Source organism: Bacteroides sp. D20, from assembly GCF_003436255.1.
Classification (GTDB): Bacteria; Bacteroidota; Bacteroidia; order Bacteroidales; family Bacteroidaceae; genus Bacteroides; species Bacteroides uniformis.
Window position 1 is genome coordinate 326993 of the sequence record NZ_QSOO01000001.1, and the last position, 25047, is coordinate 352039.

A 25047-nucleotide genomic window follows, 5' to 3' on the forward strand; every position below is an offset into this window, starting at 1 on the left:
AATAATTATGAACCCAAAAACAGTGATAAAAGGAAAAATCCACTACGTGGGAGTGAATGACCGCAATAAGCATTTGTTTGAAGGTATGTGGCCGTTGCCGTATGGGGTTTCCTACAACTCTTACCTGATAGATGATGAGACGGTCGCTTTGGTCGATACGGTGGACATCTGCTACTTCGAGGTGTATCTGCGCAAGATAAAGAGCATTATCGGCGAGCGCCCCATCCAGTATCTCATCATCAACCATATGGAGCCGGACCATTCGGGCTCTATCCGCCTGATAAAGCAGCATTACCCCGACATCATCATCGTGGGCAACAAGCAGACCTTCGGCATGATAGAGGGCTTTTATGGCGTGACGGGCGAACAGTACATGGTGAAGGACGAGGATTTTCTGGCTTTGGGGCATCATAAGCTCCGTTTCTATATGACCCCGATGGTGCACTGGCCCGAGACGATGATGACTTTTGACGAAACGGAAGGAGTCCTTTTCGCCGGTGACGGCTTCGGCTGTTTCGGTACGTTGGACGGCGGGTTCCTGGATACGCGCATCAATCTGGACAGATACTGGGACGAGATGGTGCGTTACTATTCCAACATCGTGGGCAAGTACGGCTCTCCGGTGCAGAAGGCACTTGCCAAGCTGGGCGGTCTGCCCATTTCCACCATCTGCTCCACGCACGGGCCGGTGTGGACGGAAAACATAGCCAAGGTTATCGGCATCTACGACAAGTTGAGCCGCTACGCCGCTGACGAAGGTGTGGTCATTGCCTATGGTTCCATGTACGGCAACACGGAGCAGATGGCGGAAGCCATTGCGGCGGAACTTTCTGCACAAGGCATCAAGAACATCGTGATGCACAATGTGAGCAAGAGCAATCCTTCTTATATCATTGCCGACATATTCAAGTATCGCGGACTTATCATCGGCAGCCCCACCTACAGCAACCAGATTTATCCTGAGATAGAATCCTTGCTCTCCAAGATTCTGGTACGCGAAGTGAAGGGACGCTATCTGGGATACTTCGGCTCCTTCTGCTGGGCGGGTGCCGCCGTGAAGCGCATGGGCGAGTTTGCCGAAAAGAGCAAGTTCGAGATTGTGGGCGACCCGGTAGAGATGAAGCAGGCCATGAAGGACATTACTTACGAACAATGCGAAAACCTGGCACGTGCCATGGCAGAGCGTTTGAAGAAGGATAGGAAGTAGTTGAAAATTACCCCTAATTTATTAACCTAATAAAACAATCACAATGAGACTAATCATTCAACCGGATTATCAATCCGTATCAAAGTGGGCGGCACATTATGTGGCTGCCAAAATCAAGGCCGCTCATCCGACACCTGAAAAACCGTTTGTATTGGGATGCCCCACCGGTTCTTCTCCGTTGGGCATGTACAAGGAACTTATCGACCTGAACAAGAAAGGCATCGTGTCTTTTCAGAACGTAGTGACTTTCAATATGGACGAGTATGTAGGTTTGCCCAAGGAACATCCCGAAAGCTACTATTCCTTTATGTGGAACAACTTCTTCAGCCATATAGACATCAAGCCGGAGAACACCAATATCCTGAACGGCAACGCTGCCGACCTGGATGCCGAGTGTGCACGCTATGAAGAGAAAATCAAGTCCTACGGTGGCATCGACCTCTTCATGGGCGGTATCGGCCCCGACGGACATATCGCTTTCAACGAGCCGGGTTCTTCCCTTTCGTCACGCACCCGCCAGAAGACATTGACTACCGATACCATCATTGCCAACTCCCGTTTCTTTGACAACGACGTGAACAAGGTGCCCAAGACTGCCCTGACCGTCGGTGTCGGTACTGTGCTTAGCGCCCGCGAGGTAATGATTATCGTAAACGGACACAACAAGGCACGTGCCCTCTATCATGCAGTCGAGGGTCCCGTGATGCAGATGTGGACTATCAGCGCCTTGCAGATGCACGAAAAGGGTATCATCGTTTGTGACGATGCGGCCACCGAAGAATTGAAGGTGGGTACTTACCGCTACTTCAAGGATATTGAGGCTGAGCACCTGGATGCGGAAAGCTTGCTGAAATAAGCAAACTAATAAAAGTTTTGCAATTCCACCCTCACCACCCTCACCGCTTGTCTGCATCTGCTTGTTCATCGGTGTTTCAGGGGTGAGTGAGAGCAATTTAAAAGGGTGAGGGCAAATTTTGCCCTCACCCTTTTTGTTCTCCTGATTTTGGTTGACTGTTTTCAGGACAGGGCGTTATGTGATGAAAACGGGCTCTGCTCCGCTGTAAGGCTTTGGGTGCCAATGTTAAAGATACCAAATACTCACTGCAAAACCAGTGCATCGTTTTTGCAGTGCCGCTGCAACATAGATGCAGTGCCACTGCAACTGTTTTGCAGTGCTACTGCAACGCCTTTGCAGTGTTACTGCAAAAGATGTGCAGTAGGTTTGCAGTGAGGGCTTGTGATGAAAAAGCCATGGGCGTGCTTTCTTTTTTGCGGAATATGTGCTATCTTTGTCATACTTGTAATTTAAACAGTAGCAGCTATGGAATTGAGTGGCAGACGCTATCCGATAGGGATACAGAATTTTGAGCAACTGCGTACGCGGAATTGTGTGTATGTGGATAAGACGGAGCTGGTGTACAAATTGGTGAATACAGACCAAATTTATTTCTTCAGCCGCCCCCGTCGGTTTGGCAAAAGCTTGCTCGTGTCTACGCTGGAGGCCTATTTCCAGGGGAAAAAGGAACTTTTCGAAGGGCTGGCTATGGAACGTCTGGAGCAGGAATGGGAGGTTTGCCCGGTGCTGCACGTTGATTTCAGCTTGACGAAATATACTGAGCTGCGTGACTTGACGGGGCAATTGAATTTGTTTTTATCTCGTTGGGAAGAAATTTACGGAAAAAAGGAAGAGGAAGAGGGGGCGGCAGAGCGTCTGCAAGGCATCATCCTGCGTGCCTACGCCAAGACCGGAAAGCCGGTTGTAGTGCTGATTGACGAGTACGATGCTCCTCTGCTTGACAGTAATTCCGATGCCCTTTTGCAACAACAGCTTCGCAACGAGATGCGCAAGTTCTTCAGTCCTCTCAAGGGGCTGGGGCAATATCTCCGTTTTCTTTTTATCACGGGTATCAGCAAGTTCAGCCAGCTGAGCATCTTCAGCGAACTGAACAATTTGCAAAATATCAGTATGCGCGATGACTTCAGTGCCCTCTGCGGCATCACCGAGGAGGAACTGCTGACGCAGTTGAAACCCGATATTGAGCGGATGGCCGAGGCTAATGATGAGACTTACGAGGAGGCATGCTTGCATTTGAAGCGGCAATATGACGGTTATCATTTCAGTAAGGCTTGTGCGGATATTTACAACCCGTTCAGCCTGTTCAATGCTTTCAATTCCAAAGAATACAAGAACTATTGGTTCTCCACGGGCACGCCTACTTTCCTGATAGATATTCTGCGCCATGCAGACTTCGATGTGCGTGCGCTGGAAGGTGTTGAGGCTACCGATGAGCAGTTTGATGCGCCTACGGAACAGATAACGAGTCCCATCCCGGTGCTCTACCAGAGCGGTTATCTGACCATTAAGGGCTATGACCGTAATTTCCAAATCTATCGTTTGGCCTATCCCAACGGTGAGGTCCGTAAAGGGTTCATTGAATCCCTGCTTCCCTCTTACGTGCACTTGCCTGCCCAGAACAACACCTTCTACGTCGTCTCTTTCCTTCGCGACTTGATGAAGGGTGATGTGGAGAGCTGCCTGGAGCGTACCCGTTCCTTCTTTGCCTCCATTCCCAATGATTTGGAGAACAAGACCGAAAAGCATTATCAGACCATTTTCTATTTGCTATTCCGGTTGATGGGGCAATATGTGGAGTCGGAAGTGAAGAGTTCCGTAGGCCGTGCGGATGTGGTGGTGCAGTTGCAGGATGTCGTTTATGTCTTCGAGTTCAAATACGACGGTACCCCGGAAGAGGCGTTGGCTCAGATTGACAGCAAGCAGTATGCCATCCCTTACCGGGCGGACGGCAGGCGTGTGGTCAAGATTGGTGTGAATTTTGACAGTGCCACGCGGACGATTGGCGGGTGGAAAATAGCTAAAGCAGATTAGAAGAAGAAACTGTTTTGATTTTATATCCTTCTTTCTCAAGTCATTTTCCTTTTTTCTTTATATTATTGTTTAACTTTGGCGCTATTAAGCGGATGCCTCTTCGAGTGCATGGGTAGAAATGAATAGGCAACAGAAAGGAAGGAGTAGATGAAACGCTATAAGAAGATTCTTATGATATGGATATGTGCCATTGTAGTGGTGGCAGTGTCTGTGATAGTAGCATTATATGATAATGCCAACCAGGGACAAGATGTGGCTAAGGAGGTTGCTGTAGAAACTCTGCGGAAGGTTGCGGAACGGGTCGTGAATCGGGAATTTGATGGGCTGGGGATGTTCTATGCATCTGGGTCTGATGGTGGTAAGAAGCATACCAAAAGGAAAGCGATATCAGAAGATGGTGAATTTGAAGTGATAATAGATTCATTGAAAGAGGCACAAGGACTATTTCCGTTGGATGTCGTAGGGTTTAAAGCCGATATGTTGAATTATTATGGAAAATTTCCATTGGAAGAGATTTGTCTTGAGTGGAAAGCTGAGATGAATGATCGGTATGGCGGAGCCATGTGTGCTCTTTTTCTGAAGGTTAATCCGATGGGAAAGGGCATTGTGCAAGAATCATCTACTGGAGATGAAACTATAATTGCTTCACAGAATGATTTAGGTACTTACTATTTGAACGGTATGTACACAATGAGGTTGACAGCTTATATGCTGCCTGATTTTTGGCACTGTGTGGATTGGGCAGACCATGTACTGCAGATACTATCCTGCATTTTGTGCATTCTGTTATTGGGACTGGCGATTTATGTAGGGGGTCAACAGTATAGAAAGAGAAAAACGGCTGATACGTTGACAAAGAGCACTTATCGGTTCGGGAAGTATATATTTGATTCCGTCAACCATACACTGACTTATGAAGGTGAAAAAGTATCTTGTACGCCACAAGCCGCGAAGTTATTACTTGGTTTTGCCAAGTCGTCCGAACTTTTCCTGACGAACGATGAAATAGCGGAAATTTGCGGTTGGCCATTGAGTGATTTGAATTTAGGCAGCCGCCGCAGAAAAGCAATAAGCTTATTGGGTAAACTCTTTGAGGCGGACGATTCCGTTCAGATTCTTCTTCTGCCGGAAAGGAAGGGGTATCAAATTGTTATCTCCAAGTAGATGAAATGTTAACCCATATTGGTGTGTCGGGTGTGAACTTTTTTTCACGCCCCAACTTTGGGCGTTTTCCAAATAAAGACTGGCAAAAGCCAAAATAATCCTTTTATCTTTGCTTGTGTAACAAAAAACAAAAACACTATGAAAAGCAAGGTGAAGTTATTAGGAGCTTTGGCAATTAGTGCCATTTCGGTTTTAAGCTATGTTCAAATTAGTCATTCGGAAAAGCTGGATGATTTGCTATTGGAAAATATAGAGGCATTGGCTGCTGGTGAGAGTGGGGATGATAGCAAATGTTTTGGGAGTGGTTCAATAGTTTGTCCTTTAACAAATCAAGGAGTAGCTCATGTGCAAATTTATTATAGCCTGCCTCATTAGCCTATCCGCACTGTCCTTTTCCTCTTGTACGCAGAAAAAAGTAGCAACTTCTGTTGCCTACATGGATTTTCCGCAAACAATCGAGCTGAAAGCGAGGGTGCAGCCATTGGACACCGCTTTGTTCCGTTATCCGTTCCGCGTTCGGGTGCAGGGTGATAAGGCTGTGGTAATGGATTTGCATGGCACAGACTACTTTTGCCATGTTTTCCACTATCCGGGTTTCCGCTATTTTGCTTCGTTCGGCAAGCGGGGCGAGGCTCCCGAAGAGATGCTTTCTGCTGAAAATATCCGATGGCATGGTCAATCTCTGTGGGGACTTGATGCTGGTAAGTCCGTATTAACCAAGTATGATTTTACTTCGTCGGGTTGCTCAATCGTTCCTCAGAAAGTGATAAATATGGATGCTGACATGCTTCGCGTTTTAGACTTTGTGATGGTTGACGACTTTACCTTCATTGTTCCGGACGGATCTGGCAGTAGCCGCTTTTGCTGGGTAAACTATCAAGGGAAATTATTGCGCAGAACCGGTCAAATACCGTCAGCCAATGCGGAGGCTTTACAGAATGCCCGTCCTGCATTGGCTCAGGCATGGCGTAGCTTCATCGACTATAATCCCCGAAATGGAGTGCTGGCAGCAGTTACCCAGTTGGGCGAAGTACTTGAAGTCTTTAATTTGAAAGATAGTACGCATGTGGTACGCATTGGTCCGCACGGTGAACCGGAGTTTAAGATTTCTCAGGGTTATGGTATTCCTACGGGTATCATGGGATTTAGCGATGTCCAAGTGGCAGACAGTGCTATCTATGCGGTTTTTCATGGGCGCTCTTTTAAGGAAATTGCGCAAAATGTACAGCAAGGTGTCTATTTGCCGGATGGAGGACGGTATATCTATGTTTTTAGTCTGACCGGCGAACCTCTCTGCAGGTATGTGTTAGATCATTATGTTTATGGCATATCGGTAGATGAACAAAAAGGAATAATCTTGGCAACGGATGTGAATAAAGATGATCCGATAATAGAGTATAGTATGAAATAAAGTAAACTATAATATGGATGGAGAGGAACGGACGGTTCACGTTTGGTTGGTGCATCTCGTACCGTCCGTTCCATAACCCACCAAGAAAGGTGGTCGAGGCAAAGATAGTAATTTGAATTGAAAACAGAGTGTGTTTTCTGCCATTTCGATAGGTATGGCAAGAAAAGAGTTCTCCAAGATTTTTATATCTTGATTCTGGTACGCAAGCATTATGCTTGTGGTAAATGATAAAAAAGAATAATCTTATACTAATAAAATTGAAGAATAGTATGAAGAAAATGATTAAGATAGCTTTTGTTGCAGCATTTGTAGCGATTGCAGGATATGGTGTTTATACAAATCAGAAATCGGAGACATTGTCTGATTTAACATTGGCTAATGTGGAAGCATTGGCTGGTGGTGAAAGTGGAGGGTATTATTGCTGCAGTCCATATAGTTACGAGTGTTATCGCATTGTAGGTGGTGGTATTGTGCATGGACTGAGACTTCCTTTACCTTGTTAATAGAATAAAAACAAGTTCGATTAGAGAAATATATTTTCCTATAATTTCTCTTCTAAATCTACTAGTTAGATACTGATTTTATAGTATATATTCTTTTGAAATTAGAACTATAGTAGAGGATTTGTCTGGAATCTAATCCCATGTCATTCATGATGCTACAATACAATAAGTGTGCTTTGAGCCTTTTTGGGGGTCTCTAACTTAGTTGGGGATATATACAAAATCTTGAAGAATAATTATACTTTAGTTAAATGATGGCATGGGGTTGAAAATTCAGACACTAATATATTAAAAATAAACTATATGAATAAAATGAATAGATTCTTTTGGGGAGTATTGTACATCGTGTTTTTAAGTGCTTGCAATAATAAACCACCTCAAACAATTGGGGAATTATTTCCTGAAACGTTTTCCTTGAATCAAAGAAAAGAATGCCTAATCAGTGAAGATTCCTTAGGTCGTGTAGAAGGTATTGCATGTGACGAGGAAAATCTGGTTGTTTTTGATACACGTTCCAATCAATGTTTTACATTGTTCGATCAACAGTCGGGTAGACAGATTGGTCGTTTTGGAAATATAGGGCAGGGTCCTTTGGAAATAATGTTTGGTAGTAGTGGCTATTTAGAAAAAAAGTGTCTAGTGACATATAATGACCAAAGTAGAATAGTGATGAAATATAGCCTTGATTCTTTGCGGAGTGGTGTGGTTGATGGTGCTCCTACACGTCTGACGAAGCATAAAATATCGAATGCTCTAATATCGAGGCTTATTACTATTAATGATTCTATTTTTGTAGTAGGAGGAATGTATGAAGCGCGTTATCAGCATTTAATATTTGATGCAAACAATCGTGTGTTAGATTATGGTATAGATGTTTATAATGCTGCTGATAGTAGTTTCAATGCTATAACTAGATATCTTTCCAATCAAGGATGTATGGCAAAGCATCCGTATAAAAATGAGTTTGCCTATTCTGTTAATTTTTCGTCTAACTTGGATTTCTTTGAAATAGTTGATAATAAAATTAAACTTAAAAAAACGATGCGTTTAGGGAATCCTATATGTGAATCTGTAGTAGAGGATGGTGGGCAATTGTTTAGTACACGTCTAACCAAAGAAAGTATTCATGGTTTTATTGAAGTGTGCCCAACACCTAAGTATCTGTATGCTTTATATTCGGCTGGGAAAATATATGAAGTTCAAAGAAAATCGAAAACTGTATTTGTCTTTGATTGGGATGGTAATCCCATAAAAGAACTTCTACTTGATATGGATGTGTTTCATATTGCAGTTAATGAAAAAGATAAAAAGATGTTTGCTGTTGTAAAAAATGAAGAGGGTGGGTTTAATATTATATGTTATGTATTATAAATCTTTCAATGGTGTATGAACTGAAAAAATAAATTTCCATAGAGATGAAAAAAGGGTTTGTATTTACAATGTATATTATGGTATTACTGATTCTGTTCTCTTCTTGTCAGAACAAAACAAAGAATCATGTTATACAATTAGTGAGAGAGTGGGAAGGAAAAGAAATACAATTCCCTCCTAATTCTGTGTTTACTATTCAAGGGAAAGACACTATAAAGCATTCAGGAGATAACTGTGATTACAAAATAGTAACTTATATTGATTCTATAGGTTGCACGAGCTGTAAATTGCAGTTGCAAAATTGGAAAGATTTTATACTTAAGATGGATTCTCTAAACCATGATAAAGTATCATTCCTTTTTTACTTTTATCCTAAAGATAAGTCTGAACTACGTTTTATATTTCAACGTGACAGTTTTGAGTATCCGATTTGTTTGGATGAGAATGATAGTTTTAATAAGCTAAATCATTTTCCTTCAGATATGACTTTTCAAACTTTTCTATTGAATCGGAATAATAAAGTACTTGCTATCGGTAATCCTATTCATAATCCTAAAATAAGAGAGTTGTATGTTAAGATAATTCGAGGTGAGAGTATAGCAATAGAGAATGAAAGTAAGGATATTAAAACAGAAGTTGCCACGGACAAAGTTTCCATCTTGTTAGGTGTTTTTGATTGGCAGAAAGAACAAAAGGCAATTTTTACTTTGAAGAATATCGGAGATAACCCATTGGTTATACAAGATGTTGCTACTTCTTGTGGTTGTACTACCGTAGCTTATTCAAAGGAACCGGCATTACCGGGTAAGGAAATAGATTTGGAAGTGGTTTATAAAGCTGAACATCCGGAGCACTTTGACAAGACGATAACGGTATATTGCAATGCAGAAACTTCTCCGTTGGTATTGAAGATTAGCGGGGATGCAAAATAACTGATTGATGGGATGAAGGAGCGGCTGCAATTGAAAAAATGGTTGAATGGAATAACAAACGTATTATTCTGTCTGTGCCTGCTTGTTGTGATACTGATAGTATTGCAGGTGTTTGTGGTGACCTCCTTCAAGATACCGTCGGACTCGATGGAACCGTCGTTGCTGGCGGGTGATTGTATTCTGGTGGATAAATGTTCGGGTGGAGCACGCCTATTCAATGTGCTTGATGCCGTGGAGAAAAAGGAGGTGAGGATGCACCGTATGTCCGGATGGAGAAATTTTCAGCGGAATGATGTACTAGTGTTCAATTTTCCTTATCCGGGCAGGTGGGACAACATTGCGCTGGACGTGATGTTGTATTACGTGAAGCGCTGTATCGCCGTGCCGGGTGATACGTTGGAGATAAGGAATACACATTATCGTGTGTCCGGATTTGATGGTATCGCAGGAAATGTGCAGGCGCAGGAGGAATTAGGTAAATTGATATCTTCGGGCATGACGGAGGAACGGGGCCTTGTTCTTAAGAGCTTTCCCGATGGTGGCTGTAATGGGTGGACTATCAGCGAGTTTGGGCCTCTTTATATACCGGCCAAAGGCAGCGTGGTAGGAATGAATCCGGAAACACGGTTGCTGTATCGGAACGTGATAGAGTGGGAACAGAAAAAGAAACTGACATTGCATGGAGATTCGGTTCTGCTGGGGGACAGTGTGATACACAATTACCGCTTCTGTGAGAACTATTATTTTGTTTCGGGTGACAAGATGGTGAATTCAAAAGATTCCCGCTACTGGGGATTACTGCCGGAACCATTTATAGTGGGAAGGGCATGGCTGGTATGGAAGTCCGTCAGCCCGAATACTGGAAAAATGAGATGGAAACGTATCTTTAAAAGAATAGACTAAGATGAAAGTTCTGTTTAAATTGCTCTGGATATTATTGATTGCCGGGATATTGGAGGCTTGCAATGCTTCCGGCAGATTGGAGTACGCACTGGAGTGTGCTGCAACCAACAAAGGCGAACTGGAAAAGGTACTGGAACATTATAAAGATGAGCCTGAAAAATATAAAGCCGCTTGTTTCTTGATAGAAAATATGCCTTATCACTATGCCCTTGAAGGTGAAGAACTGGATTCTTTGAAAACAGTGCTGGCTTCGGCAGATGCTTATGGGGTGATGCTGAAGGATACTGCCGTACCGGATTGGGATTATTATACCCCTTCCGGATTGCAGAGAAAACCGGATGTACTGAATATAAGGGCTGAATTCTTGATAAATAACATTGATTTGGCTTTTGATGGTTGGAAAAAGCGTCCGTGGAATGCTTCCCTTTCTTTTGCAGATTTCTGTGAATGGCTGCTTCCCTATCGTATCGGAAATGAGACTCCGGACAACTGGCGGCAGATATACCATGACCGTTATTCCTTTTTGCTGGACGAGGTTTATACGGGTATCGATGTAGTGGAGGCGATTAGCGTAGTTTGGGAGTATTTGCAGAAGGAAGACCCTTACCGGTTTACATGGGTCTTTAACTATCCGCATTTGGGAGGAGAGTACCTGCTGCATAATCGTATCGGCAAGTGTCAGGATGCTTGTGATTTTATGATTTATGTGATGCGGGCCATCGGCGTCCCGGTAGCCTATGATTTCTATACTTTCAATGCGGAAACACGGAAAGGGCATGTGTGGAATGTGGTGAGGGATGTAACGGGTGTCTGCCTTCCTTTTACTTTCCCTTCCCGGAAGCCGAAACGGGGAAGTTTCTATATTGACAGTCGGCGCCCGAGCGTGGTTTACCGCCGGTGTTTTGGCAGACAATGGGACATGGATGGCGATTTTATGCGGAACCGGTCCGTACCGGCTGCTTTTAAGGATGTGTTTGCAAGAAAAGTGTCGGATAATTATTTTGATTCGAATCTGGAACTGCCGGTAGAAGGGATGGACGGGAATTATGTTTATGTGGGGTTGTTCAGTGCTTATGGGTGGCGGGGAATAGATTTTACTAAGGTAGAAAGTGGAAAAGCGCTTTTCAGGAATTTGGCTTCGAGGCAGGTTTATATATTGTTGGCATTCGCAAACGGGCAGTATCGCCCTATTGGAAATCCTTTTTATTTTGATGGCAAGGATATACATCCTTATGTTGCAGATACCTCCAAGTGCTATTCTGCTGAATTGTATCGGAAATACCCTCTTTCGGAACGTATCAGGAACTATATGGGAGGGATAAAAGACGGGCATTTTGAGGCGGCTTGTGATAAGGATTTTAAAAATGCGGAGTTGTTGTGTACTGTGAAAGATACGCCCGGTATCAATTATAATCACGTTATTCTTGAGAAACCGGTAAGGGGTCGCTATGCCCGTTTTTGTTCTTCGGCAGAGGGATATGCGGAAGTTGCCGAAATGCATTTTTATAAAGGAGAGGAAGAGATTGTCCCTATAGACAGTTGGGGAGATGCTCCAGCCACAGCAAATACTTTTGCCTATCAGGTCTATGATAATGAACCGTTGTCGTATTTCATTTCATCAAAACCCGGTGCAAGTGTAACGGTGGATTTTGGAAAGGTTGTTACTATAGACAATTTTATGTATATGCCCCGTAACGATGATAACTTTGTCAGGATAGGGGATTATTATGAACTCTTCTATTGGGGAGAGGGCTGTTGGAACTCATTGGGGAAGAAAATGGCAGAAAAACCTTTTCTACCATATGACGGGATACCATCGGGAGCTTTGCTCTATTTGCATGACAGTACCCGTGGAGAAGAAGAACTGATATTTCATATGGAAGATGGTAAGCAGGTATTTGTATCGGATTGTAAGGATTGATTGGATTGTCTTTCAGATTGGAATAGAAAAAAATGGAATAGTGATATGAAACATTGGTGTGTATGGGTATGGTTTACAGCAGGTCTGTTTATGGCTTGTTCTTCGGAAAATCAGTGGTTGGACACAGCTTTGAATCTTGCCGGTGATAACCGTGCGGAGTTGCAAAAGGTACTGGACCGTTACAAGGAAGAGGACGGTGACAAATATCGTGCTGCTTGTTTTCTGATAGAGAATATGCCTTTTCATGGTGCTTACGAGGGAAAGGCCTTGGAGAATTACAGGAAGTATTTCAGTGAATACGTTTCATTTCCTTATTCCAGGCATGTGCAAGAGTTGATTGATTCCTTGAAAAGAGCAGATGGAGAATTTTCTATAAATCAATTGACTTATAAGAGGGACATTATGACGGTGGATTCCGCTTTTTTGGTCAATCATATAGAATGGGCATTCAAAGTCTGGCGGGAGCAACCTTGGGGAAAGCATGTTGATTTTGATACTTTCTGCGAATATATATTGCCTTATAGAATAGGGGATGAGCCGCTTTCTCTCTGGCGCAAAGAAATTTATGAGTGCTATAGCCCGATTTTGGATGAATTCAGGAAGACAGATGAGGCTGATAATCCTAAGGTTGCCGCCCAGTTGTTGATGGATACGTTGCGGAAAGCGAACTACCGGAATACGGCTCTTTTTCCGGTGGGGCCTCATTTGGGACCGGATGTACTGAAATGGCATACGGGCAGTTGCCGAGAGTTTACGGATGCCATGATATATGTGTTGCGGGCATTGGGCATTCCGTGCGGAGTAGATAGGGTGATGGTATTAGGAGACAACAATGCCTCTCATTTCTGGAATTTTGTTTTGGATAAGGAAGGAAAGACATACATTGCAAATCTTCCTTATGAAGAAGTATGGAGCAAAGCGGAAGAATATAGCATTTCGAGGGGAAAAATGTACCGGGCAACCTATAGTATTGATAAGGAGGCGGTACGGAAACTGGGGAAATATTCCGATGTTTACCCGGCATTCCGACGTCCGTTCTTCCGCGATGTCACTGCACTTTATACCGGTAGCAGGAATTGGACTGTAGCTCTTCCGGATTCTTTGCTTTCCGGACAGTTTCGTGAGGGGGATATGGTGTATTTGTGCCTTGCCAACAGACTACAATGGCAACCTATAGGATATACTTTCTTTAAGAAGCGGGAGGCTCGTTTTGAGGATGTGGGAGGCGGGGCGGTCTTTACGCTGGCTGCCTGGAACGGAAAGGAATACGCTGCAGTATCTTCTCCTTTTCTTCTGGAGCGTGAAACCGGAAAGATACGGTTCATTGTTCCGGAAGCTGAAAAGCAGGAATTGGTCTTGTATAGGAAGTGCCATCTTACTTTGAGTGTTCTTTTCAATGACCGGATGATTGGGGGAGTAGTGGAAGGAAGCGACCGGGCAGACTTTGGGTGGAAGGATACTCTACTTTTGATAAAGGAGGCTCCGTATCGGCTATATACTGTGGCCCGGTTGAAGTCTGATAAACCGTATCGGTATATGCGCTATAAGGGTGCTGACGGATGTTTCTGTAATATCTCGGAACTGGCTTTTTATGAGAATACGGAAGATACCATACCTCTATATGGGGAAATCATAGGTACTCCGGGAAGTTTTGAAGACAATACACATGAATATTTGAACGCATTTGACGGTAATCCGGATACTTCATTTGATTATATACATCCGGATGGAGGATGGACCGGGATGGACTTTGGAAGTCCCCATCGTGTGGAGAAGGTGGTGTATACTCCTCGTAATGAGGTGAATTTTATTTATAAAGGTAATTTGTATGAATTGTTTTATTGGGGTGGAGGAAAATGGAATTCTGTCGGGCGGCAAATGGCTGTGTCAGATTCTATTGTCTATTCAGGGTTTCAAGGTGCTTTATTTTATCTGAAGAATCACACAGCCGGTAAAGATGAACGGATTTTTGAATATAAAGACGGGAAACAAATCTTTTGGTGAATTATAGAATACTATTGAATATTTGATAGATAGAATGAATAATGTACGTAATCTATTGACTGGAAGTTTGGTCTACATTGCTTGTATAGTTTTATTGTCTTTGGCATGTAACGTTTCTTCCGGACTTCCTGTAGCTGATGTTATAGGGCAATGGCTCTATTTCGATAAAAGTGCATTGGTAGTTGCAGGATGTCTGTTGATGGCTGGATTGATGATGGAAAAAAGGTATTTTCTTTTTATACCGGTTTCGTGGGTATTGGTAATGCTGGGGGGCATTGAGGCTGTTTGGGGATTGAGGCAGCTTTATGGTTATGCTGTGTCCAACCATTCCTTGTATGTATTGACAGGTTCTTTCTTCAATCCGGGGCCTTATTCCGGCTATTTGGCCATGATACTTCCGGTCTGTCTGCATCAATGGCTGACCAAGAGGGGGGAGATTCTCTGCTCTGACCGGAATGACGGGAAAGGATGGAAAAAGGTGATGGATAAAGTTGGAGCTATGGTCGCTGGTGGTGTGATGCTGCTTATCCTTTGTGTGCTTCCGGCAGGAATGAGCCGTTCGGCATGGTTGGCGGCAGGAGTTTCCTGTCTGTGTGTATATGCTTGGCATATGGATTGGACGGATAAGTTCAGATTATTATGGCAGCAGCAAAGGCAGCGTGTGGTGATGGTAGTGGTCGGTGGATTCTGTGTCTTGCTATTGGCGGGCTATTTACTGTTTGTCTTGAAACCCGATTCTGCACGTGGCCGTCTTTTCATGTGGAAGATAACTTGTCGTGCCATTGCAGAAAAGCCGTTGACCGGATATGGGATTCATAATTTCGCAGCAGCCTACGGAAATGCGCAGGAAACTTATTTTGCAGCAGGTGATTATGAACCGTGGGAGGAACGTGTGGCGGGAAGTCCGGAATATGCATTCAATGAATATCTGCAGGTTGCGGTCGAACTGGGTATTCCTTTGGCTGTATGTCTATTGGTTGTGGTCGTGCTGTGTTTGTATAGGGGAGTCCGTAAAGGACGTTATGGTATCTGTGGGGCCATTCTTTCCTTGATGATATTTTCTTTTTCCTCCTATCCGCTACAACTTCCGGTATTTATCGTTACATTTGGAGGATTGCTTGTGGCGTGCTTGTCCGGTGCCGACCGTTGGCAATGGTTGGGGCTGGCTGTATCAGTAGGCATCATTGGCGGTTTTCGCCTGAAGAATGACTTGCAAGTGGAGCAGGCCTGTCGGGAGTGGATGAATGCGCGGGTGCTGTATAATGCAGGTGCGTATCAATCGGCAGAGAAAGAGTACGGGCGCCTTTATCCTCTGTTGAGGGACCGGGCATCTTTCTTGTTCGAATATGGGCATGGATTGCACAAGCAGCAGCAGTTCAGTAAATCCAACCGTATTTTGAAAGAAGCTTTACAGCGTAGTTGTGACCCCATGATACTGAATGTGATAGGCAAAAACTATCAGCAGATGGGTGATTGCTTGTCAGCGGAAGACTGGTTTATCCGTTCCACCCATCGTTTGCCGGGACGTATTTATCCCTATTATCTGCTTGCGAAGCTTTATGCGGAACCAAGCTTCAGGCAACCGGACAAGTTTGAAAAAATGAAGTGGATGGTATTGACGAAAGAGCCGAAAGTGCATTCTACGGCAATACGACAGATGAGGGAGGAAATAAAAAAGATTCAGCTTATTTTTGTCCATATTAAAAAAGATGAATAAAAACGTAAAGCGTTAATAATGAGCGAACTAATTACTAAAGTGCTATGAAAAAAGTGTCCACATGCAAATATCGGTTCGTTTTTTTGAAACGATTAATTTTATCAATTTATAATTGAGTATGAATATGAAGACACAGAACTATCGATACCTGCTATGCATGGCCGTTGCCCTGCTTGCCGCCTGCTCCGATGCCGGAAAGGGAAAAGAGTCCGAGGAAGGGGTGGCAACCGTCCTGCCAAGTGAAAGCAATGAAGTGACCGTGAAAGTCCTGAAGCGGGCGACCTTTGAGCATGAACTGGTGAGCAACGGAAAAGTAACCGCCGGTGCCATGGCGGATTTGCGTTTTGAGACTACCGGTGTAGTGGCACACATCTACGTGAAGAACGGTGACCCGGTGCGCAAAGGGCAGAAACTTGCCGAACTGGATAAGTTCCGCCTGAAGAACAAGACCGCGCAGGCCAAGGATGCCTTGGAAAAAGCGGAACTTGAGTTGCAGGATGTATTGATAGGGCAAGGCTATCCGGTGGGGGATGCCTCCAAAGTACCTGCTGACATCATGAAGCTGGCCCGCGTGAGGAGCGGTTACGACCAGAGCCTCGCCCAGTATGAGCTTGCCGCGTATGAAGAGGAACACGCCACGCTGGTTGCGCCTTTTGACGGGGTAGTGGCGAACCTGTTCTCCAAACCGTTCAACGAGGCAAGTACCTCGGAAGCCTTCTGCTCCATTATCGGCACTCAAGGTATGGAGGTGGACTTCACGGTGCTGGAAAGCGAACTGCCGTTGATAAAGAGTGGCGACAAGGTGATTGTTACCCCTTATTCGGATGCCGGCTTTAGGCAGGAGGGGCGCATCACCCAAATCAATCCTCTGGTGGATGACAAGGGGATGGTTAAGGTGAAGGCTGCCGTCAATGGCAAGGGACGGCTGTTCAGTGGGATGAACGTGAGGGTGAACGTGCACCGCTCTCTGGGCGGACAGCTTGTAATCCCGAAGAGTGCCGTGGTGTTGCGTTCGGGCAAGCAGGTGGTGTTTACCCTGAAAGACGGAAAGGCGCAGTGGAACTATGTGCAGACCGGTCTGGAGAATGCGGAAAGCTATAGTATGGCCGACGATGCCCTGAAAGAAGGCGATACGGTCATTGTGACGGGAAATGTGAATCTGGCACATGAAGCATCGGTGAAGGTGGTTGATAGATAATGAGTGATAAGTGGTAATTCAAAATTCATAGTTCAATTGATAAAGTTTTTGATACAGCGGCCTATTGCCGTACTGATGGCATTTACAGCATGCTTCATTGTCGGGCTGGTGACTTACTTCACCCTGCCGGTATCCCTGCTGCCCGATATAGCCATTCCGGAAATTACCGTGCAGGTGTCGGCGCAGAATACCTCGGCGCGTGAATTGGAGAATACGGTGGTGAAACCGCTTCGCCAGCAGCTTATCCAGGTGGCGAAACTGAAGGACATGGACAGCGAGACGCGCGATGGTGCAGGCATCATCCGCCTGGGCTTCGACTTCGGTACGAATACCGACCTTGCCTTCATAGAAGTGAACGAGAAGATTGACGCCGCCATGAACTATCTGCCCAAGGATGCCGAACGCCCGAAGGTGATAAAGGCAAGTGCGACGGACATTCCTGTCTTCTACCTCAATCTGACCCTAAAAAGCGACAGTGCATACGGCAAGGTGGACGAACGCGCGTTTCTTGATTTGTGCGAGTTTGCCGAAAATGTCATAAAGCGTCGCATCGAGCAGTTGGCGGAAGTGGCAATGGTGGATGTCACGGGTTTGGTCGAACGCCAGTTACAGATTGTGCCCGACCCGGATAAGCTTGCTGTGTTGGGGCTCTCCATTGAAGACATAGAAAACGTGCTGGCGCAAAACAACGTGGAGCCGGGCAGCATGACTGTGCGCGACGGCTACTACGAATACAACATTAAGTTCTCCACCCTGCTGCGGACAGAGGAGGACGTGAAGGGCATCCTGCTGCGAAAGGAAGGACGTATCATCCGCTTGGGAGACTTCTGCCGGGTAGAGATTGTTCCTGCCAAGGAGAAAGGTGTCTCCATGAGCAATGGCAAGCGTGCCGTTACCCTTGCCGTCATCAAGCAGGCGGACGAGAATATGGAAGACATGAAGCTTGCCATCAACAGCACGATGGACTACTTCAAGAAAGTATATCCCGACATTGATTTTAGCATCAGCCGTAACCAGACGGAGTTGCTGGACTATACCATCTCCAATCTTCAGCAAAATTTGTCGTTGGGTTTCCTGTTCATCTGCATTGTGGCGGTACTCTTCTTGGGGGATGTCAAGTCGCCGTTCATCATCGGCCTGAGCATGGTGGTGTCCATTGTAATCTGTTTCTTGTTCTTCTATCTGTTCAGGATGTCGCTCAATATAATTTCTCTGTCCGGATTGATTCTGGCGTTGGGTATGATGATTGACAGCAGCATCATTGTCACGGAAAATATTTCGCAGTACCGCGAACGGGGTTATTCGTTGAGGCGGGCTTGCGTGGCGGGTACGGGTGAGGTGGTGACGCCGATGCTGAGCTCATCCCTGACCACGGTTGCCGTGTTTGTGCCGCTGATATTTATGAGCGGCATTGCGGGAGCGCTTTTCTATGACCAGGCATTCTCTGTTACGGTGGGGCTGCTGGTTTCCTACTTCACGGGTATCATGCTGCTGCCGGTCCTCTATATGCTGGTCTACCGGACGGGGTTGCGCGGCAGGTCGTGGTTCTCCCGCATCCGCATCAACAATCCGTTGAAGGAACATACGCTGGACCGTTTTTATGATGTGGGCATCGACTGGGTATTTTCCCATAAGACGGTAAGTATCATATTCTGTGTGGTTTCTATTCCTCTTTGTGTCTTTCTGTTTTATTCCATAGCCAAGGAGCGTATGCCGCAGATAGACCAGAATGAACTGATAGTCCACGTGGAATGGAACGAAAATATACATGTGGACGAGAACCGGCATCGTGTGAATGTGCTGTTCGGACAGTTGTTGGACAAGACTGTGGAACAGACGGCTGCCATAGGCCAGCAGGACTATCTGCTGAACCGTGAGCAGGCTCTTTCTTCTTCGGAGGCGGAATTGTATTTCAAGACTTCCTCGCCTGACGGGATTGCTCCCTTGCAGAAACAGGCGGGTGAGTGGCTGACACGGGAATATCCGTTGGCGACAGTCTCCTTTTCTCCACCCGAAACCGTGTTCGAGAAGCTTTTCGTGACCGGGGAGGCCGATGTGGTGGCGGAACTTTATGCCCGCAATAAGGAGAAGGCGCCGGCGGCGGAAGAATTGCGCGGACTGGAACAACAGTTTGCGGAGCTTACGGGGACAGCGCCCGTAGGTATCGCTTTCGAGAACCAGCTCGACATAAGCATCCTGCAGGAAAGGCTGTTGCTCTATGACGTTTCGTATGACGAGCTTTACCGTACGCTGCGGACGGCATTCAAGGAGAACAGCGTAGCTATGCTCCATTCCTACCAGCAATACCTGCCTATCAGCATTGTGGGCGAGGAGCGGACAGTGAATGAGGTGCTGCAGCAGACATTGATACAGACCCGTCCGGACAGTAAGGGCGAAGTGGAGCATATTCCGCTTCGGGAGCTGGTAAAGGTGCGTCCGGCCGAGGATTTGAAAACGATTACGGCAGGACGCAACGGTGAATATATACCGTTCCGTTTCTATGAAGTGGACGATGCTCCGGAGTTGATGGAAAAGGTGAAGCGGGAGGCGGATGCCACGGGTGACTGGGATACGGCCTTTTCCGGCAGTTTCTTCTCCAACCGCCAGATGCTGGACGAGTTGGTGGTGATTCTTTTCATCTCTATCATGCTGATGTATTTCATTCTTGCCGCCCAGTTCGAAAGCTTCGTGCAGCCGCTCATCGTGCTGCTGGAAATCCCGATAGATGTGGCGTTTGCCCTGCTTCTGTTGTGGATATGCGGACATACCTTGAACCTGATGTCTGCCATCGGACTGATAGTGACGTGCGGTATCATCATCAACGACTCCATCCTGAAGCTGGATGCCATTAATGAATTACGGAGGGCTGGTATGCCGTTGCTCGAGGCCATCCACGAGGCGGGGCGCAGAAGGCTCCGGCCCATCATCATGACATCGCTCACCACCATTTTCGCTATGGTTCCGCTGCTGTTCTCGTTCGACATGGGCTCGGAGCTGCAGAAGCCGCTTTCCATAGCGATGATTGGGGCTATGTCTGTAGGAACACTGGTCAGTCTGTTCATCATCCCGTTGATATATTGGTTTATTTATAGAAAAGAAAGAGCATGAAGAAATTAAGTCTTATACTTTTGTTCAGTCTGGGAGCCCTTTCCGCTTTTGCCCAACAGCGGATAACGCTCGATTTGCAGCAGACCATTGCCCTGGCGAATGACAGTTCGCTGGAAGCCTTCCGCACCAAGAACATGTATCTGGCCGGTTATTGGGAATACCGCACCTATAAGGCAAACCGCCTTCCCAGCCTGACGCTGAACATGACTCCGGCACAGTACAACCGCGATATCACCAAGCGTTACGACTCCGAACAGGACCTTGACATCTATCGCAGCCAGCAATCCTTCTATGCATACGGCAATCTTGCCGTCAGACAGAATTTCGACTTGACGGGCGGTACGTTCTATCTGGATACGGAGCTGGGCTATATGCGGAGCTTCGGTGGAAACAAGTATACCCAGTTCACCAGTGTTCCGGTTCGTCTGGGCTACTCGCAGAGTCTGGTCGGTTACAATCCTTTCCGTTGGGAACGCAGGATTGAGCCGCTGAAGTACGAGAAGGTGAAGAAGGAGTATATCTACAATGCAGAGCGGGTGTCCGAGCAGGCCACTACCTATTTCTTTGCGCTTGCCATGGCACAGGCGGAATATGACTTGGCCAAGGACAATGCCGTCTCCACCGATACCCTCTACCGCATCGGCATGCAGCGCTTGAAAATAGCCGCCATCAGCCGTGCCGACCTGCTGACGCTGAAACTCGACGTGGTGAACGCCCGCAATACTTTGCAGAATGCCGCCAGTGCCTTGAAGCGCGCCATGTTTTCGTTGGCATCTTTCCTGAATATGGAGAAGAACACGGATATCAGGGTGTCGCTTCCGGGACGTCCGAGGGCGCTGACCATACCGGTTGATGAGGCTTTGCTGGCCGCTCAAACCAACAATCCGGAATTTCTGGGGCTTCGTCAGGAAGTGCTGGAAGCCGAGCAGACAGTAGACAAGACGAAGAAGGAATCGCGCTTCAACGCCAGCATCAACGCCAGCGTCGGCTTCAACCAGGTGGCAGAGAAATTCGGTGAAGCATACAGGCATCCCATGCAGCAGGAGATGGTGTCGGTCAGTGTCTCCATTCCACTGGTGGACTGGGGCGTGAGGAAAGGCAAATACAACATGGCGAGGAACAATCTGAACGTGGTGAAGACTTCTGCCAGGCAAAGTGAAATCAGCATTGAGGAGGAGGTTATCATGACCGTCAGCGACTTCAACGTCCAGCAAGCCCTCGTCGCCAGTGCCGAAGAGGCCCTCGACCTTGCCATCCTGGCGTATAACGAAACCCGCCAGCGCTTCATTATCGGCAAGGCAGACATCAACAGCCTGACCCTCTCGCTGAACCGCCAGCAGGAAGCGCAACGCAATTACATCTCCGCCTTGCAGGACTACTGGCTGAATTATTACAAGATACGGAAACTGACGTTGCACGACTTTGCCAGCGGATTTTCGCTGTCGGAAAAATTTGATTATAATAACTGATGAAACGAGTTTCTTCCTTCACCGTCATAGTGGCGTTTGTCTGCCTTGCTTTGGTAGGAGTGGCGTTGATACCGCTGCTCCCCGTCAAGCTGAATCCGTCACGCAGCCTGCCCGGCTTCACGGTGGGTTTCAGCATGCCTGGCACTTCGTCGCGGGTGGTGGAGATGGAAGTGACCAGCAAGCTGGAATCCATGCTGGCGCGTATCCGCGGAGTGAAGCGGCTGAACTCCACCTCGGGCAACGGCTACGGCAACATTACTGTGGAGCTGGACAAGCATGCCGATGTCGAGGCAGTCCGCTTCGAAGCTTCCACCATCATCCGGCAGACGTGGCCCCAATTGCCCGAAGGTGTCAGCTATCCCACCATTCACATGAAAGTGCCCGACGAGAACGCCTCACGCCCTTTCATGTCCTTCACACTGAATGCCCCTTCCACTCCGATATTGATTCAGCAGTATGCCGAGGAGCATATCAAGCCGCGGCTGGCAAATATTCCGGGTATCTATAAGGTGGAACTCAGCGGTGCCACGCCCATGGAGTGGAGACTGGAATATGACAGTGAACAGTTGCGCTTGCTGGGTGTGACCCTATCGGACATCAGCGAGGCAGTACAGCGGCATTACCGGAAGGAATTTCTGGGTACGCACAATGTGGATACAGGTAACGGTAGCCGGGAATGGATACGCCTGGCACTGGTGCCGGAGAGCAACTCCCTTGGTTTTAATCCTGCTGCCATCACCGTGACGGCTACCGACGGGAAACTGCTCCGCTTGGACGAACTGGTGTCGGCTGTCCGTATGGAGGAGGAGCCGCAAAGCTATTACCGCATCAATGGGCTGAATTCCGTCTATCTATCCATTACTGCGGAAGAAACTGCCAACCAGTTGCAACTGAACCGTGCCGTGATGGACGAGATGGAAGCTGTTCGGCAGGTACTTCCTGTCGGATATGAAGTGCATACCAGCTATGATGCGACCGAGTACATACGGGAAGAACTGGACAAGATTTACTTCCGTACCGGTTTGACGGTACTCATCCTGCTTGTATTCGTATGGCTCATTACTCGTAAGTTGAAATATCTTTTTCTGATAGTTACCAGCCTGGCTGTAAATATAGCGGTGGCACTTATCTTCTACTACCTCTTCGGACTTGAGATGCAGCTTTATTCGCTGGCGGGTATCACTGTCTCGCTGAATCTGGTGATAGACAGCACCATTGTCATGACCGACCACATTCTGCATCGGCGTAATCTCAAGGCCTTCCTGTCGGTGTTGGCGGCAACCCTCACTACGATGGGTGCGCTTGTTATCATTTTCTTCCTTGACGAGAAGATACGGCTCAACCTGCAGGACTTTGCAGCGGTAGTGATCATCAATCTGGCTGTTTCCTTGATGGTGGCATTGTTCTTTGTTCCGTCGATGATTGAGAAGATAGGACTGGTGAGGCGGATTACGGGGAAGAAGAGGCGTCTTGTCTTGCCGGGGCTGACGCAAACATTCAAAACAAGGTTGGGACGGATTTTCAGACGTTTCCCCGTTTATTTCTCCTGCTGTTACTCTGCTCTCATCCGTTTTCTGTGCCGTTGGCGCTGGGCTGTATGCCTGCTGTTACTGTTGGGTTTCGGTCTGCCCGTTTTTCTGTTGCCCGACAAACTGGAAGGAGGGGGAAAATGGGAAGCTGCTTACAATAAGGTATTCGGTTCGGATACCTATAAGGAGTCGGTGAAACCCGTTGTGGACAAGGCGCTGGGCGGCAGCTTGCGGCTTTTCATACAGAAGGTGTACGAAGGCAGTTACTTCACCCGTAATGAGGAGGTGGTGCTCTATGCCAACGCCAACCTTCCCAATGGCAGCACCCTCGAGCAGATGAACACTTTGATGAAACGTATGGAGACCTACCTCAGCCGGTTCAAGGAAATCAGGCAGTTTCATACTTCCATCTACAGCCCCCGGCGTGCCAGTATGCAGATTTATTTCAAGAAGGAAGCCCGGAACAGCGGTTTCCCCTATACACTGAAAGCCAATATGATAAGCAAGGCGCTGGAACTGGGAGGCGGCAGCTGGGGCATCTACGGATTGCAGGACCAGGGGTTCAGTAATGACGTCCGCGAGAGTGCCGGCTCCTACCGCATCAGGATGTACGGCTACAACTACGACGAACTCTATGAGTGGGCGGAGAAGCTGAAGGCCAAGCTGCTGACGCACCGGCGTATCAAGGAAGTGCTCATCAATTCGGAGTTCTCCTGGTGGAAGGATGACTATCAGGAATTCTACTTCAACCTGAACAAGGAGCGCATGGCGCAAGAGGGCATCGACGCGCAAGTGCTTTTCTCTGCGGTGCGCCCCATCTTTGGCAAGAATCTGGAGATTGGTTCGGTAGCGGCCGAGCAGGGGATGGAGAAAATCAAGCTCTCTTCCCGCCAGTCTGCCGAATATGACATCTGGGCAATGCAGTTCTTTCCCTATGGAGTAGGAAACGGCAAGCATTACAAACTTTCCGAACTGGCTACTGTGGAAAAGGGACAGATGCCGCAGGAGATTGCCAAAGAAAACCAGCAGTACCGCCTCTGCCTGCAATACGAATATATCGGCTCCAATGAGATGGGCAACAAGATACAGAAACGTGACCTGGAGGAGTTCAACAAACTGTTGCCGATGGGTTATACAGCCGAGTCGGACAGCAACAGTTGGTCATGGGGCGAGAAGGACAACCGCCAATACCTGCTTCTGCTGGTGGTGATAGCCATCATCTTCTTTACGACCAGCGTTCTGTTCAACTCCCTGAAGCAGCCGCTTGCCATCATCTTTGTGATTCCGGTTTCTTATATCGGGGTATTTCTTACTTTCTATTGGTTCCGGCTGAACTTCGACCAGGGCGGTTTTGCCTCGTTCGTCCTGCTGTGCGGCATCACGGTGAATGCCAGCATCTATATCCTGAACGAGTACAACAGCATCCGACGTCGTTTCCCCCGTCTTTCCGCTCTTCGTGCCTACGTCAAGGCGTGGAATGCGAAGGTCGTTCCTATTTTCCTCACGGTAGTTTCTACCATTCTGGGATTTATCCCTTTCATGATAGGTGAGGACAAGGAAGCTTTCTGGTTTCCATTGGCGGCGGGTACCATTGGCGGACTGGTGATGTCCGTCATCGGTATCTTCTTTTTCCTGCCGGTTTTTGTGCTGAAACAGCGTGATTTTCTTAGGAAATGATTACTTTTGCTCGATTTTGTTACCTGAATGGATACTTGAATTTTAA

General features: G+C 46.9%; 17 protein-coding genes. All 17 read left to right on the forward strand.

The window, feature by feature from the left end; genetic code table 11:
* Positions 1–7: 7 nt before the first annotated feature.
* On the forward strand, positions 8–1207 hold the full coding sequence (locus DXD78_RS01335) for an FprA family A-type flavoprotein (protein WP_005835258.1): 1200 nt from the start codon (positions 8–10) through the stop codon (positions 1205–1207).
* A gap of 43 nt (positions 1208–1250) precedes the next feature.
* Complete coding sequence (gene nagB / locus DXD78_RS01340; RefSeq protein WP_005823882.1) at positions 1251–2063, forward strand: glucosamine-6-phosphate deaminase; 813 nt, start codon at positions 1251–1253, stop codon at positions 2061–2063.
* A 465-nt stretch (positions 2064–2528) separates the two neighbouring features.
* The gene (locus DXD78_RS01345) at positions 2529–4094 is read left to right on the forward strand and encodes an ATP-binding protein (RefSeq protein WP_008665600.1); all 1566 of its coding nucleotides are present in this window, start codon (positions 2529–2531) and stop codon (positions 4092–4094) included.
* 147 nt (positions 4095–4241) lie between these two features.
* Complete coding sequence (locus DXD78_RS01350) at positions 4242–5258, forward strand: response regulator transcription factor (protein ID WP_005823880.1); 1017 nt, start codon at positions 4242–4244, stop codon at positions 5256–5258.
* A gap of 138 nt (positions 5259–5396) precedes the next feature.
* The gene (locus DXD78_RS01355) at positions 5397–5633 is read left to right on the forward strand and encodes an NVEALA domain-containing protein (RefSeq protein WP_034525331.1); all 237 of its coding nucleotides are present in this window, start codon (positions 5397–5399) and stop codon (positions 5631–5633) included.
* Entirely contained in the window at positions 5602–6669 is a 1068-nt protein-coding gene (locus DXD78_RS01360) for a BF3164 family lipoprotein (protein WP_009037140.1), read from the forward strand. The genes DXD78_RS01355 and DXD78_RS01360 overlap by 32 nt, the downstream gene beginning before the upstream one ends.
* 269 nt (positions 6670–6938) lie before the next feature.
* Positions 6939–7172, forward strand: a complete 234-nt coding sequence (locus DXD78_RS01365) for an NVEALA domain-containing protein (RefSeq protein ID WP_009037139.1) — start codon at positions 6939–6941, stop codon at positions 7170–7172.
* Between the two features lie 303 nt (positions 7173–7475).
* Positions 7476–8543 (forward strand): BF3164 family lipoprotein, encoded by a 1068-nt coding sequence (locus DXD78_RS01370; protein WP_117652466.1) that lies wholly within the window; start codon positions 7476–7478, stop codon positions 8541–8543.
* A 44-nt stretch (positions 8544–8587) separates the two neighbouring features.
* Positions 8588–9475, forward strand: a complete 888-nt coding sequence (locus DXD78_RS01375) for a DUF1573 domain-containing protein (RefSeq protein ID WP_005823872.1) — start codon at positions 8588–8590, stop codon at positions 9473–9475.
* A gap of 12 nt (positions 9476–9487) precedes the next feature.
* Positions 9488–10378 carry a signal peptidase I gene (gene lepB, locus DXD78_RS01380; RefSeq protein WP_005823871.1) on the forward strand — a complete coding sequence of 297 codons (891 nt, stop codon included), beginning with the start codon at positions 9488–9490 and terminating at the stop codon, positions 10376–10378.
* Position 10379: 1 nt separating this feature from the next.
* The gene (locus tag DXD78_RS01385; protein WP_009037135.1) at positions 10380–12299 is read left to right on the forward strand and encodes a hypothetical protein; all 1920 of its coding nucleotides are present in this window, start codon (positions 10380–10382) and stop codon (positions 12297–12299) included.
* Between the two features lie 45 nt (positions 12300–12344).
* Entirely contained in the window at positions 12345–14303 is a 1959-nt protein-coding gene (locus tag DXD78_RS01390) for a transglutaminase domain-containing protein (RefSeq protein ID WP_034528843.1), read from the forward strand.
* Between the two features lie 34 nt (positions 14304–14337).
* A complete protein-coding gene (locus DXD78_RS01395; protein WP_009037133.1) occupies positions 14338–16020 on the forward strand; it encodes an O-antigen ligase family protein in 1683 nt (560 codons plus the stop codon).
* Between the two features lie 124 nt (positions 16021–16144).
* Positions 16145–17218 carry an efflux RND transporter periplasmic adaptor subunit gene (locus DXD78_RS01400; RefSeq protein ID WP_034529001.1) on the forward strand — a complete coding sequence of 358 codons (1074 nt, stop codon included), beginning with the start codon at positions 16145–16147 and terminating at the stop codon, positions 17216–17218.
* 36 nt (positions 17219–17254) lie between these two features.
* Entirely contained in the window at positions 17255–20326 is a 3072-nt protein-coding gene (locus DXD78_RS01405; protein ID WP_009037131.1) for an efflux RND transporter permease subunit, read from the forward strand.
* Entirely contained in the window at positions 20323–21795 is a 1473-nt protein-coding gene (locus DXD78_RS01410; protein ID WP_009037130.1) for a TolC family protein, read from the forward strand. The genes DXD78_RS01405 and DXD78_RS01410 overlap by 4 nt, the downstream gene beginning before the upstream one ends.
* Positions 21795–25001: an efflux RND transporter permease subunit gene (locus DXD78_RS01415; RefSeq protein ID WP_009037129.1), complete on the forward strand. Its 3207-nt coding sequence runs from the start codon at positions 21795–21797 to the stop codon at positions 24999–25001. The genes DXD78_RS01410 and DXD78_RS01415 overlap by 1 nt, the downstream gene beginning before the upstream one ends.
* Positions 25002–25047: the final 46 nt, after the last annotated feature.

What these genes read in the sequence shown, in the direction of transcription:
- DXD78_RS01335 (WP_005835258.1), top strand. Translation starts at nt 8, where the DNA reads ATGAACCCAAAAACAGTGATAAAAGGAAAAATCCACTACGTGGGAGTG.
- nagB (WP_005823882.1), top strand. Translation starts at nt 1,251, where the DNA reads ATGAGACTAATCATTCAACCGGATTATCAATCCGTATCAAAGTGGGCG.
- DXD78_RS01345 (WP_008665600.1), top strand. Translation starts at nt 2,529, where the DNA reads ATGGAATTGAGTGGCAGACGCTATCCGATAGGGATACAGAATTTTGAG.
- DXD78_RS01350 (WP_005823880.1), top strand. Translation starts at nt 4,242, where the DNA reads ATGAAACGCTATAAGAAGATTCTTATGATATGGATATGTGCCATTGTA.
- DXD78_RS01355 (WP_034525331.1), top strand. Translation starts at nt 5,397, where the DNA reads ATGAAAAGCAAGGTGAAGTTATTAGGAGCTTTGGCAATTAGTGCCATT.
- DXD78_RS01360 (WP_009037140.1), top strand. Translation starts at nt 5,602, where the DNA reads ATGTGCAAATTTATTATAGCCTGCCTCATTAGCCTATCCGCACTGTCC.
- DXD78_RS01365 (WP_009037139.1), top strand. Translation starts at nt 6,939, where the DNA reads ATGAAGAAAATGATTAAGATAGCTTTTGTTGCAGCATTTGTAGCGATT.
- DXD78_RS01370 (WP_117652466.1), top strand. Translation starts at nt 7,476, where the DNA reads ATGAATAAAATGAATAGATTCTTTTGGGGAGTATTGTACATCGTGTTT.
- DXD78_RS01375 (WP_005823872.1), top strand. Translation starts at nt 8,588, where the DNA reads ATGAAAAAAGGGTTTGTATTTACAATGTATATTATGGTATTACTGATT.
- lepB (WP_005823871.1), top strand. Translation starts at nt 9,488, where the DNA reads ATGAAGGAGCGGCTGCAATTGAAAAAATGGTTGAATGGAATAACAAAC.
- DXD78_RS01385 (WP_009037135.1), top strand. Translation starts at nt 10,380, where the DNA reads ATGAAAGTTCTGTTTAAATTGCTCTGGATATTATTGATTGCCGGGATA.
- DXD78_RS01390 (WP_034528843.1), top strand. Translation starts at nt 12,345, where the DNA reads ATGAAACATTGGTGTGTATGGGTATGGTTTACAGCAGGTCTGTTTATG.
- DXD78_RS01395 (WP_009037133.1), top strand. Translation starts at nt 14,338, where the DNA reads ATGAATAATGTACGTAATCTATTGACTGGAAGTTTGGTCTACATTGCT.
- DXD78_RS01400 (WP_034529001.1), top strand. Translation starts at nt 16,145, where the DNA reads ATGAAGACACAGAACTATCGATACCTGCTATGCATGGCCGTTGCCCTG.
- DXD78_RS01410 (WP_009037130.1), top strand. Translation starts at nt 20,323, where the DNA reads ATGAAGAAATTAAGTCTTATACTTTTGTTCAGTCTGGGAGCCCTTTCC.
- DXD78_RS01415 (WP_009037129.1), top strand. Translation starts at nt 21,795, where the DNA reads ATGAAACGAGTTTCTTCCTTCACCGTCATAGTGGCGTTTGTCTGCCTT.